Source organism: Streptomyces sp. NPDC048436 (assembly GCF_043200355.1).
In the GTDB taxonomy this organism is placed as follows: domain Bacteria; phylum Actinomycetota; class Actinomycetes; order Streptomycetales; family Streptomycetaceae; genus Streptomyces.
In genome coordinates, this window is sequence record NZ_JBICXP010000009.1 from 94,874 (window position 1) to 110,572 (window position 15,699).

The following is a 15,699-nucleotide window of genomic DNA, read 5'->3' on the forward strand; positions in this document are numbered from 1 at the left end:
CGGGGCTTTCGCGTGCGCGGGGACGGCTCGCGGGGGGACGTCAGGCCTCCAGGAGGGTGTCGAAGGCGGGCGGCAGGTGTTGCCAGGCCTCGCGGCCGGCGGCGTACTCCTCGTCGGTCAACAGGCATGACTCCAGGACCTGTTCAAGTCCGTCACGGTCAAGGCCGGGCGAGGTGAAGACCAGGTGCTGGCAGCAGTCGCCGTGCTCGGGATGCCAGTCGAGGGCAGCGGCTGCGCGGCGCACCGGCGGGACCATCTCCCACGCGGCGTCGGGCAGCGAGGCGAGCCACGGCCCCGCGCTCTCGACGCACAGCGCGCCGCCCGCCGCGTCCCAGCCGAGCAGCGTGTCCGGGTGGTCGGCCAGCCAGAAGCGGCCACGGCTGCGGGCCGCCGCGCAGGTCAGGTCCTCAAGGGCCTGGTAGAGGCGCTCCGGGTGGAAGGGGCGGTTCCGGTGCCATACGAGGGTGGCGACGCCGGCCTCGTCGGCGTCGACGGGCAGCAGCGCGCAGGACGGATGCTGGGCCGCGGCGGCGGCTTCGACGTCGAATCCGGCGAGGGCGGCGCCCGCCAGGTCCCCATGACCGCTGATCGGGACCTGGCGGGCCGTCGGGTGGAGCTGGGCGAGGAGCGCGCGGTCCTCGTCGTCGGCTTCCGGGGAGTCGGCGACGGCGAGCACGGGGGCGTACTCCAGTTGGCGCGCCCAGGTGTCGGCGACCGTGCGCTGATCCGTGGGGGCCGCGGCGAGTCCGGCCTCCATGAGGTCGTCGCCGTTGCCGAGGTAGGGCAGCAGGAGGGCGGGGTCGACGGCCGTGATGACGCCGCTCAGGCGCAGGCCCTCGTGCGCCGTGATCACTTCGGCCATCGCCTTGGGCTCGACGGAGTCCCACAGCTCGACGATCGCGAGCCGGGTCAGGCCGGAGTCCGCGAGCCGTTCGAGCTCGGGCACGAGGTCCTCGCGCAGGGCACAGCAGGCGCAGTCGTTGACCAGCGGCGCATCGCCGGTGGAGAGCGTTCCGGAGGCGTCGCGCACCGTACGCACGACGGTGCCGTGCACCGCCGTCGCCAGGTCGTGGTGGAGCGCCACGCTTCCGGGGACGGCGGCGAGGAGCCGCTCGACGGCTTGCTTGCGGGCGTCGGAGTGGAGGCCGCCGATGATGGCGATGTCCATCGAGTTGACGCGGTCAACGGGGTCCATGGGGTTCACCGTGCGCCGTAGCGGCGCTCGAAGCGTTCCACGCGGCCCGCGGTGTCCAGGACCTTTGCCGTGCCCGTGTAGAAGGGGTGGCTCGCGGAGGAGACCTCGACGTCGACGACGGGGTAGGTGCGGCCGTCCTCCCACTCCACGGTCTTCTCGCTGGTCGCGGTGGAGCCGGTGAGGAAGGCGAAGCCGGAGGACTTGTCGCGGAAGACGACGGGGCCGTACGGCGGGTGGATGTCCTTGCGCATGAGGGTCAGCGCTCCTCTCGGAAATCGACGTGGCGCCCTGCGACGGGGTCGTACTTGCGCAGGGTCATGCGGTCGGGGTCGTTACGGCGGTTCTTGCGGGTCACGTACGTGTAGCCCGTGCCGGCCATGGACCGGAGCTTGATGACGGGGCGGAGTTCGTTGCGAGCCATGGCGCTAGTGTATGAAAATGATTCCCGTTTTCAAAACGGTTCCGCAGGGGATCTCCTTCCCACGACCGAGAGGTGCGTCACCATGTCCGCCCACTGCCAGCTGACCGGCGCCACGCCGGGCTTCGGCAACCAGATCTCCCATTCGCACCGGCGTACGTCACGCCGCTTCGACCTCAACGTCCAGCGCAAGCGCTACTGGCTGCCGAGCGAGGGCCGCCACGTACGGCTGCGGCTCAGCGCCAAGGGCATCAAGACCGTCGACGCCATCGGCATCGAGGCCGCCGTCGCCAGGATCCGTGCCCGTGGGGTGAGGGTCTGATGGCGAAGAAGAGCAAGATCGCGAAGAACGAGAAGCGGCGCGAGATCGTCGCGCGGTACGCCGTGCGGCGGGCCGAGCTGAAGGGGATTCTCCGCAGTCCGTCGAGCGGCGAGTCCGAACGGCGGGCCGCGCAGGAGGAGTTGAACCGTCAGCCGAGGGACGCGAGCGCGACGCGCGTACGCAATCGGGACAGCGTCGACGGCCGGCCTCGCGGATACGTCGGAAAGTTCGGACTTTCCAGGGTGAAGCTGCGTGATCAAGCGCACGCCGGATTCCTCCCCGGGGTGCGCAAGTCGTCCTGGTAGCTTGGCGCGCGATTTCATCGATTTCATCGACTTCATCGGCCGGTCATGTAGGGGGATTCAGTGCGCGTGCACGCTCGGAACGTACGTATCGGTGCCGCGGCGGCGGGGCTCGTCGCCGCCCTTGTCCTGACCGGTTGCAGCAGTGACGGCGACGACGGTGGCGGCGGGGGCAAGGACGAGGGCTCGGCGGGGGCTTCCACGCCAGGTGGGGACTCCGATGCCGATGCCGGTTCCGGCGGCAAGGGCGGTAGCCCTGAGGGCAGTTGGCTCGCCACCGCCGACGGAAACCCGCTCGCGCTGGTCATCGCCGGGAAGCAGGCGACGCTGCTCGGCGAGAACGTGCTGTGCAGTGGCACCGCCGCCGGTGAGTCGATCCAGCTGAAGTGCGCCAAGGGCGACTCGGGCCGCACCAAGGGCACGGTCGACTCGGTCGACAAGACGTCGATGACGGTCTCTTGGCAGGGCGCAGGCAAGGACGAGTTCACCCGTACCAAGGGCGGCAAGCTGCCTGAGGGGCTGCCCACGGATGGGCTGCCTACGGACGGGCTTCCGCAGTCCTGAGAGGCCAGTAGTCAGTAGTCAGTAGTCAGTAGTCAGTAGTCAGCGGATCGTGGGGTCTTCGGGGTCCCGCGGTCCGCTTTCCGTTCGCGTCGTCTTCTGCGCGCCTGTCTCCGTGCCGTCCACCAGCATGGGCGGCGGTGCCGTGTCCAGGGCGTCCGAGAGTTCGTCGAGGGTGGTCAGGAGCAGCCTCGCTCCCCTGCGGACCACCCGGTCGGGGAGGTCGGTAACGCCCTCGGCGTCCCAGTCGTCTAGGGCCGCGCGTACGGCGTCCCACTTCGGGACGCGGCGCTCGCGTACCGCCTTCGCGCCCTCCTCGGTCGACGCGCGCAACGTCTCCGCGAGACGGGCCGCGGCGGGCACGGGGGTGGCGTCACGGTCCGGCAGGTGGGCCTCCATCAGCATGGCCACGCGGCCGAGTTGGGCGAGGGCGTCCTCGGCGTCGGCGGCCGCCGCGCGGGAAAGGCCTCGGTGGCGTACCGGCTCGTGCTTGGCGCGGGCGGCGGCCTCCTGCCAGGTGACGCGGGCGTCTCGGGCGGCGAGGAGCATCCCGCGGACGTCCGGGCAGGCCTTGCCTGCGGGGTCGGCGTAGCGGTCGACGACGGCTGCGGCGTAGCGTCCGTCCGCGACCAGCCAGTCCGCGAGGCGGTTGCGCAGGCGCGGGGTCTCCCAGGCCGGGTACACGGCGTACGCGATCATCGCGAGGACGCCTCCGCTGAGCGTGAGCACGACGCGTTCCGGAACCGTCTGCGTCCACTGCTCGCCGCCCATGCCGAGCAGGAACACGACGTACGCGGCGACGCAGGCCTGGGCGGCGACCTGGCCGGTGCGCATCAGCAGGTACATCATCCCGGCGCAGAGCACGGCGAGGACCGCGGAGGGTCCGGTGCCGGGGTGCGCGAGCTGCACGATGCCCGTGGCCAGGGCCACGCCGACGAGGGTGCCGCCGAAGCGGGCCACGGCGCGGGAGTACGTCTGGGAGAAGTCAGGGCGCATCACCATGACGGAGGCCATGGGGGCCCAGTAGCCGTGACCCAGGGGGAGCCAGGTGCCCACGAGATAGCCGGTCGCGGCCACGGCGGTGACACGGACGGCGTGGCGGGTGATGGGGGAACCGTTGCGTTGGCGCAGCTCGGCCCTCATGGCTCGGAGGGCGGCGGGGAGGAGGGCGGGGAAGGTGGGGCGGAGGAGGGGGGTCGCCGCGGGGGCTCGGCCGGGGGGTCGGCCGGAGGCTCGGCCGGGGGGTGCGGCCTCGGTGGGGGGTTTGCCCGCTGTTTCGACTACGTCGCGCAGTAGCGCCGCCAGGCGTTTCGCCGCTCTCTGCGCCGGGCCGGTGAGGATGGCCCCGGTGTCCGGGGTCTTGAGGGTGGCAGCGGCCCCGGGTGGGATCTCCACCGGTTCACCGTGCCGGATGGCCCTCGCCGCCGCGTCCAGGATCGCGCCCGCCGCGGCCAGGATCTCGCGTACGCGGTCACGTTCGGGGCCTTCTTCCGGTACGCCCACCGCCGGGTCGGCCAGGGAGGCGAGCACCGGACGGATGCGTTCCGCGAGGCCGCGGGCGCCGTGGAGTTCGGCGGGGCGGGTGCGGGCCTGGCGCGGGGTGACGGTCGCCGCGTCGCGGGCCGCCATCAGGGGCTCCGGGTCGAAGTCGGCGAGGGGGTCGTGGCGCAGGCGGCGGGCGTAGTCGGCCTCGGCGGCGAGCGCGTCGGCGAGGGCATCGCGGTGGGCGCCCCATCTGCGTACGGGGAAGAGGACCACCAGGGCGGCCTGGACGGCGCCGCCCACGACCATCATCGCGGCGTGGCCCGCGGCGGCGGCGACGGAGCCGGGCAGGGTGACCGTGACCAGCATGATCGCGACGTTGGAGGAGGCGATGATGCCGACGGTCGGGCCCGCGGCCCAGCTCAGGCCGGAGAGGAAGGTCCAGAGGCAGAGAAGGGCGAGGAAGAGGAGGGTATGGGAGCCGGTGAGGTAGCCGAGGAAGGTGGAGATGGCGAGGCTCGTACCGGAGGCGAGGGCGAGTTCCGGGCGGGGGCGCCAGCTGCGCTGGAAGGTGGCGATGGCCGCCTGGAACGCGCCGAACGCGGAGCTGGCGGCCACGGCCGGCCCGAAGAGGGTCAGGCTGACGCCGATGACCACGGCGAGGCCGGCTGCGCCGCGGAGCGCGATGAGGGGTTCAAGTCGCTTCCGCTCGACGGCGAGGCCCGAGCGGGTGGTCTCCTTCAGCGCTCGGAGCCAGGTCACTCTGTGATGATACGGGGCATTTGGGGTGTAGGGCGTGGGGTGGAGGCCCGGGGGGACGTGGCGTGGAGGGCGTGGGGTGCGGGTCGTGGGGTGGGGGTGCTGCCGGGGGCGGGGGTTTTATGGGAGGTGGCGTTGGCCCGGGGTCATGTGGGCCCGGTCCGCTGCGGTCGTGCCGTGGTTCCAGCCGTCCTGGTCCACCGCGCCCCGCACCCGGGTCGTGGTCGTCTCCGGGAACATGCGCTCCGCGTGGGACGTGACGGCCACGTCCCTCGCGGCCAGCACCGGCAGCAGCTCGCCTGCTTCCGGGGACTCCGCAGTGACGTCCCGCGCCGCCGAGGCCAGCCGCGTGCCAAGGCGGTTCGCGTACGCCAGAAGGAACGCCTGACGGAACGTCTTCGTACGCTTCCGGCCGCCCGCCCGCAACCCCGCCTCCGCCTTCGTCATCGCCGCCGTCCCCTGCACGAGCAGGGAGGTGTGGAGGAGCTCGACCACCTCCAGGTCGGGCTCGAAGCCGACGACGGTCGAGAAGCCGTACGCCTCGTTCCACACCGCGCGGCAGCGGTTCGCAGAGGCGACCGCGTCCAGGAGGATCGCCTTCGCCGTCTCGTACGGGGCGTCCACGCCGATGCGGCACGCGCCGGGCCTGTCCTTGGCGTGGGTGCGGGAGGCGAGCAGCGCCTCGTCGATCGTGTGCCGGGCCATCAGCTCCTGCGCCTTGGCGGTGAGCGCCTCCGCCTCCTCGGGGAACCCGGTGGCCTCGGCCTTGGCGAGCAGCGCCCGGATACGGGTGAGGATGCGGGGCTCGTCGTGGCCTGGCGGCGGCGGCGCGTGGAGCGGAGTGCCGGGGGCGGGACCCACCGGCTCGATCGCGGGGAGGCGCAGGAGGAGGCGGTAGAGGGAGAGGGCCGTGGTCGCCTGGGAGAAGCGGTCCGTGGGGGTGTGGGGTCGGCCGCCCTTCGGGGCCAGTTCGTCGAGCTGCGCCCGCCAGCGGGGCGGGAGCGTGTCGCCGTATCGACGGGTCTCCGCCGTGATCAGGTCGGCGGCGAGGTGGAGGTGCTGGGTTTGGTGGGACTGGTGGGAGTGGTGGCGCTGGGTGGCCTGGTGGGTCTGGTGGGGCTGGTGCGTTTTGGTGATCATTCGTATGACGTCCGCCGGTTGCCAGCCCCGCTCCCACGCTCGGCGCACCAGCTCCTCCCCCCTGCGCCGCAGCTCCTCGTCCGCCTCCGGGGCAGCCGCGAGGAGGGACGCGCCGGTGTCGAGGCCCTCGTCGCCGTCCGCGTACAGCGCTGCCGCGAACGCCTTGTCGATCACCTCGGTCACCGGATCCATACGCCCAAGGGTATGGCCGGCCCTACCCCGAGGACGCCCCCCAGTGGTCGTGCCCGGGGGCGCCGCGGACGGTTGGCTTGCCCCATGACCTCAACTGCCGTACGCCTCACCGCGGTCCGCCGCGCCTACCGGGACGTGACCGCCCTCGACGGCGTCGATCTCGCGATACGGGCCGGGACCTTCACCGCGATCATGGGGCCCTCCGGCTCCGGGAAGTCGACGCTGCTGCAGTGCGCGGCCGGGCTCGACCGACCGACGTCCGGGACGGTCGAGGTGGGCGGCACGGAGCTGACGGGGCTGAGCGAGCGCCGTCTGACGCTGCTGCGGAGGGACCGTATCGGCTTCGTCTTCCAGTCCTTCAACCTCCTCCCGTCACTGACCGCGGCCCAGAACGTCGCGCTCCCGTTGCGGCTTGCGGGGCGCAGGCCTTCGCGTACGGAGATCGGGGACGCGTTGGCCCGGGTGGGGCTCGGTGACCGCGCACGGCATCGACCGGGAGAGCTTTCGGGCGGCCAGCAGCAGCGGGTCGCGCTGGCACGGGCACTTGTCACCCGCCCCGCGGTCCTGTTCGGCGACGAGCCGACCGGGGCGCTGGATACGACTGCCAGTCGTGAAGTGCTGGTGCTGTTGCGGGAGTTGGTGGATGGGGAAGGGCAGACCACCGTCATGGTCACGCATGATCCGGTGGCAGCCGCCCATGCGGACCGGGTGGTGTTCCTGGTGGACGGGCGCGTGGCCGATGAGGTGCTTGTGCCGGGTGCGGGTGCGGGTGCGGGTGCGGGGGAGGTTGCTCGGCGGATGGCGGGGCTTGAGTCGGGGGCGACAGGGGTCTCGCGCTCTCGCTACGTGGAGCCGCGGGTAGTCGGTGGCGGTTCGGCGACCGCAGGGGACGCTTCGGCGAGCGTGGGTGGCCGGTGATGTTCCTCGCCTCCCTTCGTACCCGCTGGGCCGGCCTCCTCGGCGCCTTCGTCGCCGTCGCACTCGGCGTGGCACTCACCGCCGCGATGGGGCTCGGACTCGCCTCGACGTTCAGCGCTCCGGAGCGGGAACCCGTGCGGTTCGCCGCGTCGCCCGTGGTCGTTATGGGGCAGAACACCCTGACTGTCCCGGTAAAGAGGGGCCCCGACACCCGGTACGTGACGAAGCCGCTCGCTCATCCACACCCTGTGGATATCGAACTTCTGCGCGACCTTCGCCGCCTCGGGCCGGTCCAGCTGGACGGGGCCGCGCGGGACGCCGTGGGCGTGGACGCTCCCGCCGGGGAGGTGCGCGCGACCGTCGGGTCGCGGGCCCGCGTCCTCACGGGCGGCGAGCGGCGGCTGGCCGATCCGGAGCCGGGGCGGGACGCCGAGGCGCTGGTGGCGGTGAACTCCCTCTTGGGTACGGCGGGCGGGGTCTCCGCTTTTGTCTCCGTCTTCGTCACGGCGTCCACCTTCTCCTTCGTGGTGGCGCTGCGGCGAAGGGAGTTCGGGCTCCTTCGGATGGCCGGCGCGACGCCGGGGCAGATCCGCAGGATGGTGCTCGCCGAGGCGCTCGCGGTGGGCGTCACCGCGTCCGGGGTGGGGTGCGTCCTTGGCGCCTGGGGTGCGCCGGTGCTCGCCGATGCCTTGGTGGACGCGGAGATCGCTCCGGAGTGGTTCACGATCGGCGGGGCGGCCTGGCCGTACCATCTCGCCTTCTGGGTCGGGGTGTTGGTGGCTCTCTCGGGGGCATGGGCCGCCTCGCGGCGGGCGGGGCGGGTCGGTCCGGTCGAGGCGTTGCGTGACGCGTCGGTCGACACCGGGGTCATGCCGTGGAGTCGGCGCGTCGTGGGGGCCGCGTTGCTCGCCGCGGGGGTCGGGATGCTGGCCTTCACCCTCTGGACGGACCCGTCCGCGCTGATGAAGCGCAAGACGTACACGACCCAGCCGATGATCCTGATCACCGCGCTCGCCACCCTCACCCCCCTCCTCGTACGGCCCGTCCTGCGCGCCGTACGCCTCCCCGGCGCCATCGGCCTCCTCGTCCGCGAGAACTCCGCCGCCTCCGTACGCCGGACCGCCGCCGTCGCCGCGCCGGTCCTGGTCACGGTGGCCCTCGCGGGCTCGCTGCTCGGCTCGGCGGAGACCGCGGGCAAGGCGAGGGCCGAGGAGGCCCGGGAGCGGACCGGCGCTCAACTTGTCGTCACGGGAGATGACTTGAGTGGCTTTCAGGAGGTGGCGGCCGGTGTGGACGGCGTCTCGGTGGCTGCATCGTCCGCGTCGACGGCCGTGTTCGTACGGGAGGAAGGCAGCGCGCTCGTCCGCTCCGAGGCGCGCGCGGTGAGTGATCCGGCGGCGTTCGCTTCCGTGTCCCGTCTTCCGGTGGTGGCCGGGGACGTGCGGGATCTCGACGACCGTTCGATCGTCGTGAACGAGGAGTGGGAGCGGCGGCGGGTGGGCGAGCGGGTCGACGTCCGGCTCGGGGACGGGAGGCGTGCGCGGCTGCGGATCGTCGCGGTTCTCGCGCGGGGGACGGGGGACAACGGGGCTTATGTGACGGCGGCGGGGGTTCCGGCAGCGGTCGACCGGATCGATGTGCGGCTGCGGGAGGGGGCTGACCGGGGGGAGGTCGCGGCGGAGCTGCGGGCGGGAGCGGGGCCGGGGGTGCGGGTGCGGTCGGCGGAGGCGTGGCTGGCCGCCACGCATCCGGGGACGAAGCCACAGACCCGTCTCGGCCTGCTGGTACTGCTGGGCATCGCCTTGATCTACACGGCCATCTCCCTGGCGGGCACACTGCTGATGGCTACGTCGGTGCGGGACGCCGAGCTTCGATCGCTGCGGATGGCCGGGGCGACGTGGGGCCAGGTGCGGCTGATGGTGGCTGGGGAGTCATTGCTGGCGGTGGGGGTGGGCACGGTCCTTGGCCTGACGGTGACGCTGCTCAACCTGGGCACATTGAGCACGGCCCTGACCCGCTTGTCGGCACCGGCGGGGGTGGTGGTGCCTTGGGGGGTGGTGGGGGTGACTGCGGGGGTCTGTGCGGTGGTTGGGGTGGGGGCGGGGTTGGCAGGGGGGGTGGTCGGGGGGGGCGGGAGAGGCCTGTTCGACGAGATGAGACCACGGGGCAATCGGGCGGGCGGGCGGGAAAGGCCCGTTCGGCAAGATGAAACCACGGGGTGAACGGGCGGGCGGGCGGGAAAGGCCCGTTCGACCAGGTGAAACCGCAGAGCGGGAAAGGCCCGTTCGACCAGGTGAAACCGCAGAGCGGGAGGACCCCGTCCCGGCAGGGCAACAGCCGAGGAGGAAAAGCCACCGTCCGCCCAGCGCAGCCAAAAGAGCCTAGCTATCACCCCCCTCATCAATAAGCCTCCGCACCTCCCGATCAACCAGCCCCAGCCTCGCCTCGGCGACAAGCGGCACCGCCCGCCGTTGCCGCCGCGCCTCGTGGACGTCGATGTCGACCGTCACCAGGCCCGGCTCCCACTTCGGCGCCTGCGCCACCACCGTGCCGCGCGGGTCGACCACCCGCGAACCGCCCCAGAACGACGCCCCGTTCTCGTTCCCGACCCGGTTCACGAAGACGACCCAGCACTGGAGCATGCGGGCCGTGTAGGAGAGGAGGGTCTCCCAGTACAGGCCCGTGTCCATCGCCTCGGGATCGAGGCTCGCCGCGCTGTTCGTGGGGATGATGATGACCTCGGCGCCGTCCTGCACCGCGAGCCACGGAAGCACCGGCTGCCACGCGTCATTGCATACGAGGGTCGCGGCGCGCCCATGCCCGCCCGGCAAGTCGTACGCACGCAAGTGCTGACCCGGGCTGACATGCTTGCGCTCCTCCCAGGCCAGGTAGTTCGGGAGGTACAACTTCCGGTGGGCATGGAGGAGTTGACCCTTGGCGTAGTACGCGGACGTGTTGTACGCGCGCAGGCTGGTGTGCTCGTGAAGGCCCACCACTACGTCGGCCCCGAGCGTCGAAAGCTCCAGGAGCCGCAGGTCCGTAGCATCGAGCGAGGTGTCCCGCCGCAAGCCCCCCAGGTGGTACCCGTGCAGGCTCAGCTCGGGGAAGACGACGAGGTCCGCGCCCTGCGCCGCCGCCTGCCCGATCTGGTCGCGGGCCACCGCGAGGTTCTCGTCCACCTCGCCGAGGACACAGTCGGTCTGCGCAAGGGCCACTCTCATGGCTCCGAGCCTTACAGCGCCGGGCGGCCCCCGCATGTCGGGGACGCCCGGAAGAGACCTCGCCGGAGGAGCACAGCGGGCAGAGGCCAGCAGACAGCAGCGGACAGCAGACAGCAGACAGACCGGACAAAAGCCCCCGATGTCAGTGGCGGCTGCGAAACTCGACCCATGACCGAGAAGTGGGCCATCGCACCCACCGAGGACGGCGCCGCCGAACTGGCCCCCCTCGGAGGCGACTGCCTGCCATCGGGACCCGTGCGACGCGAGCCGAGCCTCGCCGAAGCCGTGCGCGCCAGGCCCGGCGTGACCCGCTGGGTATGGCGCTCGACCGCCGAGATCTACCCCGTCCTGCTGGCCGCGGGAGTCCGGGTGGACCGTTGCTACGACATCGAGGACGCGGAGCTGCTCCTCCTCGGTCACGAGGGCCGCCTGGGCGAACCCCGCTCGGCCGCAGCCTCCTGGGCGCGGCTCAACAACGCTCCCGTCCCGGCCGACCCACCCCCCAGAGCGGCAGCTCCCGGCGCCCAGGACTCCCTCTTCGAACCCTCCCCCGTGACCTCGCTCCCCTTCGCCGCGCTCCTGGAGGTGTATGCCGCCCAGCAGCGAAGACACGAGGCCGCCGAGCACCCCGGCAGGATGCGGCTGCTCACGGCGGCCGAGTCGGCGGGGATGCTGGTGGCCGCCGAGATGAACGTGGCGGGCCTGCCCTGGCGCGCCGACGTCCACCACGCCCTGCTCACCGACCTCCTCGGCGAGCGGTACGCGGGCGGCGGCAGGAACGCGGGAGCCGCCGAACCCCGCCGCCTCGCCGAACTCGCCGACGAGATCTCCGCGGCGTTCGGCCGCCGGATGCGCCCCGACCTGCCCGCCGACGTCATCAAGGCCTTCGCGCAAGCCGGGATCAAGGTCAAGTCCACCCGGCGCTGGGAGCTGGAGGAGATCGACCACCCGGCCGTGAAGCCCCTCATCCAGTACAAGAAGCTGTACCGGATCTGGACGGCGCACGGCTGGAGCTGGCTCCAGGACTGGGTGCGCGACGGCCGCTTCCGGCCCGAGTACACCCCGGGCGGCACCGTCAGTGGCCGCTGGACCACCAACGGCGGCGGCGCCCTGCAGATCCCCAAGATCATCCGACGTGCGGTCGTCGCCGACCCCGGCTGGCGGCTCGTCGTCGCCGACGCCGACCAGATGGAGCCGCGGGTCCTCGCCGCGATCTCACGCGACCGTGGCCTGATGGAGGTGGCCGGCAGCCACGAGGACCTCTACACGCGCCTGTCCGACCGCGCCTTCTCCGGCGACCGCGAGCACGCCAAGCTCGCGCTCCTCGGTGCCGTCTACGGCCAGACGTCGGGCGACGGCCTGAAGAACCTGGCGGCACTGCGCCGCAGATTCCCCGCCGCGGTCGCGTACGTCGACGACGCGGCGAAGGAGGGCGAGGAGGGCAGGCTCGTACGGACCTGGCTGGGACGGACGAGCCCACCCGCAGCCGGAGCGGGGGACTTCGACGAGGCGGGCATCCCGCAGGACGACCCCGCCGAAACACCCTCCCCCGACGGCGAGTTCACCCCTGGTTACGCCTCCAGCAACGCCCGCGCCCGCGGCCGATTCACCCGTAACTTCGTCGTCCAGGGCAGCGCGGCCGACTGGGCCCTGCTGATGTTGGCCGCCCTGCGCCAGTCCATCGCCGCGTCCGGACTCCGCGCCGAGCTGGTCTTCTTCCAGCACGACGAGGTCATCGTGCACTGCCCGAAGGAGGAGGCCGAGACGGTCACGGCGGCGATCCGCGCGGCCGGCGACCTGGCGGGACGCATCGCGTTCGGCGAGACACCGGTGCGGTTTCCGTTCACCGTGGCGGTGGTGGAGTGTTACGCGGACGCGAAGTAGCGCGTCGGCCGGCCAAGTAGCCACCTGTCAGGTCTTGTTCAGCCCGCCAGCAAGTTCCTCAGCTCTCCGACCACCTCGCTGCTGTCCGTGCCCTCCAGCGACTCCAGGGCCGACTTCCAGTGCGCGTACGCCTCTTCGGTGCGCCCCTCCGCGTACAGCAGGAGCCCTCGCTGATGACGGGCCAGGCCCGCAGTATGGGCGTCGGCCCGCTGCTCCGCACGCTCCAGGAGGTCGACGCACTCGCGCGTCGCCTCCTGCGTACGGGAGACCCCGCGCAGGGCGCGGACCATCCCGAGGCGCACCTTGGACTCGTTGTGCCAGTCCTCGGCGACGCCGTGGATGCGCAGGCTCTCCTCGAAGTGCGTGAGCGCGACGGCCGGTTCGCCCAGGGCGAGATAGGCCTTGCCCATGTCGCAGTGGACTTCCTGGCGAAGGCCTGCGTGCCCGAGCGCCTCGCCGATCGCGAGGCTGCGCTCGTAGTAGGAGATCGCGGCGCGCGCGTCGGTGTGCTCGTAGACATTGCCGAGCGTGCTGAGGGCGAACGCCTCGCTCAAGGGGTCACCGAGGGCCTTGGCCAGCTCCAGGCTGTGCCGCAGCGCCTCGGCCGACTCCTCGTAGCGGCCGAGGGCTTCGAGCAGGAGGCCGCGGTTGATGACACCGCGGTGGACGCACGACATGTGGTCGAGCTCCCGCCACAGCGCAAGCGCCTCGTCGATCAGTTCCAGTGCCCTGTCGCTGCGCCCCGACACGTAGTTGAGGCCGGCGAGATCGGTGAGCGCCTGCGCCTCGGCCGCGGTGTCGTTCCAGCGGCGGGCCGCGGTCACCGCGAGGTGGTTCAGGAGGTCCGCCTCGGTGAGCCGGCCACGGCGCTTGAGATACGAGAAGAAGCAGCGGACGAGTACGGGCAGGAGTACGGAGTCGCGGCCGTGGCGGTCGGCGAGGGCGATGACGTTGGCGAGCTCCGTGTCGCCCCAGGCGAAGGCCTCTTCGGTGGACATCGCTGGGGCGGGCGTGGTGGGCGCGGCGGGCCTGTCCAGCCGCTCCGCGACTCCCCTCAGCCGGTCGTCGCGGTCCAGCCCCTCCGGCATGATCGCCAGCAGGGTCTGGCGCGCCGACTCCGCGTACCAGTGCAGCGCCGTCTCCACGACGTCCACCGCCGCTCTGGTGCAGTCCTGGCGGGCCACTTCCCTCGCGAAGTCACGTACGAGGTCGTGGGGGGCGTATCGGGCGTAGGCCGTCTCGTCGAGGAGCGCGACGTCGACGAGACGGTCGAGGGCGGCTCCCGCGCGCCACTCCTCGACCGCCAGCAGGCGGGCGACGAGGGGGATTCCGTACGCGGGGAGGTCCAGGGCGCCGATCACGGCGAGGGCGGCGGCCGCGTCCCGGTCGGACTCGCGCTCCGAGGTACGCAGCGCGTCCAGGGCCACGGCGAGGGAGCGCCGCACGCTCAGGTCGTCGTACTCCAGGTGGTGCAGCCGGCCGCCGCTGACGGTGAGGAGTTCGGCGAGGGCCTCCGGCGTGAGCGCGCGCCGGGCGGCGAGGCGGGCCGCGATGATGCGCAGGGCGAGGGGGAGGCGGCCCGCGAGTTCGACCAGAGGGTGCCCCGCGTCGAGACCCGCGCGGCCGGATACGGCGCGCAGCAGGGCGGCGCTGTCCCCACCGGAGAGCGGCTCCAGCGGGAAGCGTCCCGCGCCGTCGAGCGCGGTGAGGGTCGAACGGCTGGTGACGATGACCGCGCAGCCGGAGCCCGCGGGCAGCAACGGCCGCACCTGCGCGGCGGTCGCCGCGTCGTCGAGGACCAACAGGGTGCGGGTGGGCGCGAGCAGCGAGCGGAGCAACGCGGCTGCGGCGTCCGGGTGTTCGGGACTGTGACTCGGTTCGACCCCGAGATCCCGGAGGAGTGCGGCGAGGGCTTGCTCCGGGCTGAGGGGGGTCATGCCGGGGGTGGCCCCGCGCAGATTGACGTAGAGCTGCCCGTCGGGGAAGTGCTCACGCAGCCGGTGGGCGACGTGCAGGGCGAGCGCGCTCTTGCCTACGCCGGCCATGCCGGAGAGGACGGCTATGGGGGGCGAGGGGTCTGTGGTGCCGTGAGAGGCGGGGGCAGGCACTCCACGGCCGCCATCGCTACCGCCTTCACTCCCGGCGGCCTGTCCTGCGAGGAGGGTCGCCAGGGAGCGCACTACTGGGGCGCGGCCCGTGAAGTGGGCTGGTGCTGGGGGGAGTTGGGCGGGGCGGGTGCGGGTGCGGGTGGGCGCAGGTGCGGGGGTGGAGGCGTGTGAGGCGTCGACCGAGGGAGCGGGGGCGGGGCGTGCAGCGTCAGGGTTCGCGGCGGGGCGCGGTACGGAGCTTGGGGCGGGGTCCGCCACGGACCCCGGCCCGGCATCCACCCCTGCACCCGGGGCAGCATCCACCCCGGCACCCGCCCCGGAACGCGAGCGGTGGCCCGCCGCAAAGCCCACGTCCGCACCCGCCTCCGCGTCCACCCCCGCACCCGCACCCGCACCAGAGGCCGCACCCGCCGCCCCAGAACCCCCCGCGAAACCAACCCCCGCAACCTCCCGCAGCACCACCCCATGCGCCGCCCGCACCGCCGCTCCCGGCTCCACCCCGAGTTCGTCCACCAGTCTGCGCCGCAGCTCGCGGTGGACGGCGAGGGCCTCCGCCTGGCGGCCCGAGCGGTGCAGCACCAGCATCAGTTGCCCATGGAAGGCCTCCCGCAAGGGGTACTCCGCGACCAGCTCCGCCAGCTCCGGCACGAGGCCTCCGCCGCCACCCCCCGTCGCCAACTCCGCGTCGTACCGCAGTTCGAGGGCGAGGAGCCGCGCCTCCTCAAGGCGCGGTACGAGCGCGTGGCCCGCCGAGTCCGCGGGCATCCCGTCCAGCGGGGTGCCGCGCCACAGGGCCAGCGCGGCGGAGGCCGCGTCCACGCAGCCGTGCCAGTCACGTTCACCGTGCGCCGCCCGCGCCCGCGCCACCAGCTGTTCGAAGACCCGTACGTCCAGCTCGCCGTCGTCCACCCGCAGCCGGTACCCCGGAGGCACCGCCCGCAGCCGCTCAGGGTCGTCGAGGAGACGGCGCAGTCGCGTCACGTGATTCTGCAGCGAGGCATGGGCCGACGCGGGCGGGGCACCACCCCAGAGCGCGTCCTTGAGGGCTTCGACGGAGACGACCCTGCCCGGTTCGAGCAGCAGCGCGGCCAGCAGAGCACGCCCCTTGGCGCTCTGGACGGGCTGCGGCTCGCCATCGGCGTCGTACACGGCAGGAGCTCCAAGAAGCCCGAACCGCAAGTCGCCGCACCACACGCC

At 72.6% G+C, this 15,699-nt stretch carries 13 protein-coding genes; 6 read left to right on the forward strand and 7 right to left on the reverse strand.

What is annotated here, in order from left to right:
• Positions 1-40 precede the first annotated feature (40 nt).
• Genes ACGFX9_RS28125 through rpmG form a run of 3 tightly spaced genes read right to left on the reverse strand, consistent with a single transcriptional unit; the run spans position 41 to position 1,616 of the window.
• Positions 41-1,195 (reverse strand): CobW family GTP-binding protein, encoded by a 1,155-nt coding sequence (locus ACGFX9_RS28125; RefSeq protein ID WP_393477934.1) that lies wholly within the window; start codon positions 1,193-1,195, stop codon positions 41-43.
• 5 nt (positions 1,196-1,200) lie between these two features.
• Entirely contained in the window at positions 1,201-1,446 is a 246-nt protein-coding gene (locus ACGFX9_RS28130) for a type B 50S ribosomal protein L31 (protein WP_393477939.1), read from the reverse strand.
• Between the two features lie 5 nt (positions 1,447-1,451).
• Positions 1,452-1,616, reverse strand: a complete 165-nt coding sequence (gene rpmG, locus ACGFX9_RS28135; RefSeq protein WP_362028402.1) for a 50S ribosomal protein L33 — start codon at positions 1,614-1,616, stop codon at positions 1,452-1,454.
• Positions 1,617-1,698: 82 nt separating this feature from the next.
• Between rpmG and rpmB the strand changes: the two genes are divergently transcribed.
• From rpmB to ACGFX9_RS28150, 3 genes are all read left to right on the forward strand, one after another.
• Positions 1,699-1,935, forward strand: a complete 237-nt coding sequence (gene rpmB / locus ACGFX9_RS28140) for a 50S ribosomal protein L28 (RefSeq protein WP_393477942.1) — start codon at positions 1,699-1,701, stop codon at positions 1,933-1,935.
• Positions 1,935-2,240, forward strand: coding sequence for a 30S ribosomal protein S14 (gene rpsN, locus ACGFX9_RS28145; protein WP_393477946.1), 306 nt, complete (start codon positions 1,935-1,937; stop codon positions 2,238-2,240). Before rpmB ends, rpsN begins: the two co-directional genes overlap by 1 nt.
• Before the next feature lie 66 nt (positions 2,241-2,306).
• On the forward strand, positions 2,307-2,801 hold the full coding sequence (locus tag ACGFX9_RS28150; RefSeq protein ID WP_393477949.1) for a hypothetical protein: 495 nt from the start codon (positions 2,307-2,309) through the stop codon (positions 2,799-2,801).
• Positions 2,802-2,840: 39 nt separating this feature from the next.
• Here ACGFX9_RS28150 and ACGFX9_RS28155 read toward each other — a convergent pair whose 3' ends face one another.
• On the reverse strand, positions 2,841-5,042 hold the full coding sequence (locus ACGFX9_RS28155) for an FUSC family protein (RefSeq protein WP_393477952.1): 2,202 nt from the start codon (positions 5,040-5,042) through the stop codon (positions 2,841-2,843).
• A 117-nt stretch (positions 5,043-5,159) separates the two neighbouring features.
• Entirely contained in the window at positions 5,160-6,371 is a 1,212-nt protein-coding gene (locus tag ACGFX9_RS28160) for a DUF2786 domain-containing protein (protein ID WP_393477955.1), read from the reverse strand.
• An 84-nt stretch (positions 6,372-6,455) separates the two neighbouring features.
• Here ACGFX9_RS28160 and ACGFX9_RS28165 point away from each other — a divergent pair, with 84 nt between their 5' ends.
• Positions 6,456-7,289, forward strand: coding sequence for an ABC transporter ATP-binding protein (locus ACGFX9_RS28165; protein ID WP_393477958.1), 834 nt, complete (start codon positions 6,456-6,458; stop codon positions 7,287-7,289).
• A complete protein-coding gene (locus ACGFX9_RS28170) occupies positions 7,289-9,511 on the forward strand; it encodes an FtsX-like permease family protein (protein ID WP_393477961.1) in 2,223 nt (740 codons plus the stop codon). Before ACGFX9_RS28165 ends, ACGFX9_RS28170 begins: the two co-directional genes overlap by 1 nt.
• A gap of 159 nt (positions 9,512-9,670) precedes the next feature.
• Here ACGFX9_RS28170 and ACGFX9_RS28175 read toward each other — a convergent pair whose 3' ends face one another.
• Positions 9,671-10,510, reverse strand: a complete 840-nt coding sequence (locus tag ACGFX9_RS28175; protein ID WP_393477964.1) for a nitrilase-related carbon-nitrogen hydrolase — start codon at positions 10,508-10,510, stop codon at positions 9,671-9,673.
• Positions 10,511-10,678: 168 nt separating this feature from the next.
• Between ACGFX9_RS28175 and ACGFX9_RS28180 the strand changes: the two genes are divergently transcribed.
• The gene (locus tag ACGFX9_RS28180) at positions 10,679-12,394 is read left to right on the forward strand and encodes a bifunctional 3'-5' exonuclease/DNA polymerase (RefSeq protein ID WP_393477966.1); all 1,716 of its coding nucleotides are present in this window, start codon (positions 10,679-10,681) and stop codon (positions 12,392-12,394) included.
• Between the two features lie 38 nt (positions 12,395-12,432).
• Here ACGFX9_RS28180 and ACGFX9_RS28185 read toward each other — a convergent pair whose 3' ends face one another.
• On the reverse strand, positions 12,433-15,651 hold the full coding sequence (locus ACGFX9_RS28185) for a BTAD domain-containing putative transcriptional regulator (RefSeq protein WP_393477972.1): 3,219 nt from the start codon (positions 15,649-15,651) through the stop codon (positions 12,433-12,435).
• Positions 15,652-15,699: the final 48 nt, after the last annotated feature.

Bases quoted from the DNA above. Each gene is read 5' to 3' on its own strand.
- ACGFX9_RS28125 (WP_393477934.1), bottom strand. From the start codon at position 1,195: ATGGACCCCGTTGACCGCGTCAACTCGATGGACATCGCCATCATCGGC.
- ACGFX9_RS28130 (WP_393477939.1), bottom strand. From the start codon at position 1,446: ATGCGCAAGGACATCCACCCGCCGTACGGCCCCGTCGTCTTCCGCGAC.
- rpmG (WP_362028402.1), bottom strand. From the start codon at position 1,616: ATGGCTCGCAACGAACTCCGCCCCGTCATCAAGCTCCGGTCCATGGCC.
- rpmB (WP_393477942.1), top strand. From the start codon at position 1,699: ATGTCCGCCCACTGCCAGCTGACCGGCGCCACGCCGGGCTTCGGCAAC.
- rpsN (WP_393477946.1), top strand. From the start codon at position 1,935: ATGGCGAAGAAGAGCAAGATCGCGAAGAACGAGAAGCGGCGCGAGATC.
- ACGFX9_RS28160 (WP_393477955.1), bottom strand. From the start codon at position 6,371: ATGGATCCGGTGACCGAGGTGATCGACAAGGCGTTCGCGGCAGCGCTG.
- ACGFX9_RS28165 (WP_393477958.1), top strand. From the start codon at position 6,456: ATGACCTCAACTGCCGTACGCCTCACCGCGGTCCGCCGCGCCTACCGG.
- ACGFX9_RS28170 (WP_393477961.1), top strand. From the start codon at position 7,289: ATGTTCCTCGCCTCCCTTCGTACCCGCTGGGCCGGCCTCCTCGGCGCC.
- ACGFX9_RS28175 (WP_393477964.1), bottom strand. From the start codon at position 10,510: ATGAGAGTGGCCCTTGCGCAGACCGACTGTGTCCTCGGCGAGGTGGAC.
- ACGFX9_RS28180 (WP_393477966.1), top strand. From the start codon at position 10,679: ATGACCGAGAAGTGGGCCATCGCACCCACCGAGGACGGCGCCGCCGAA.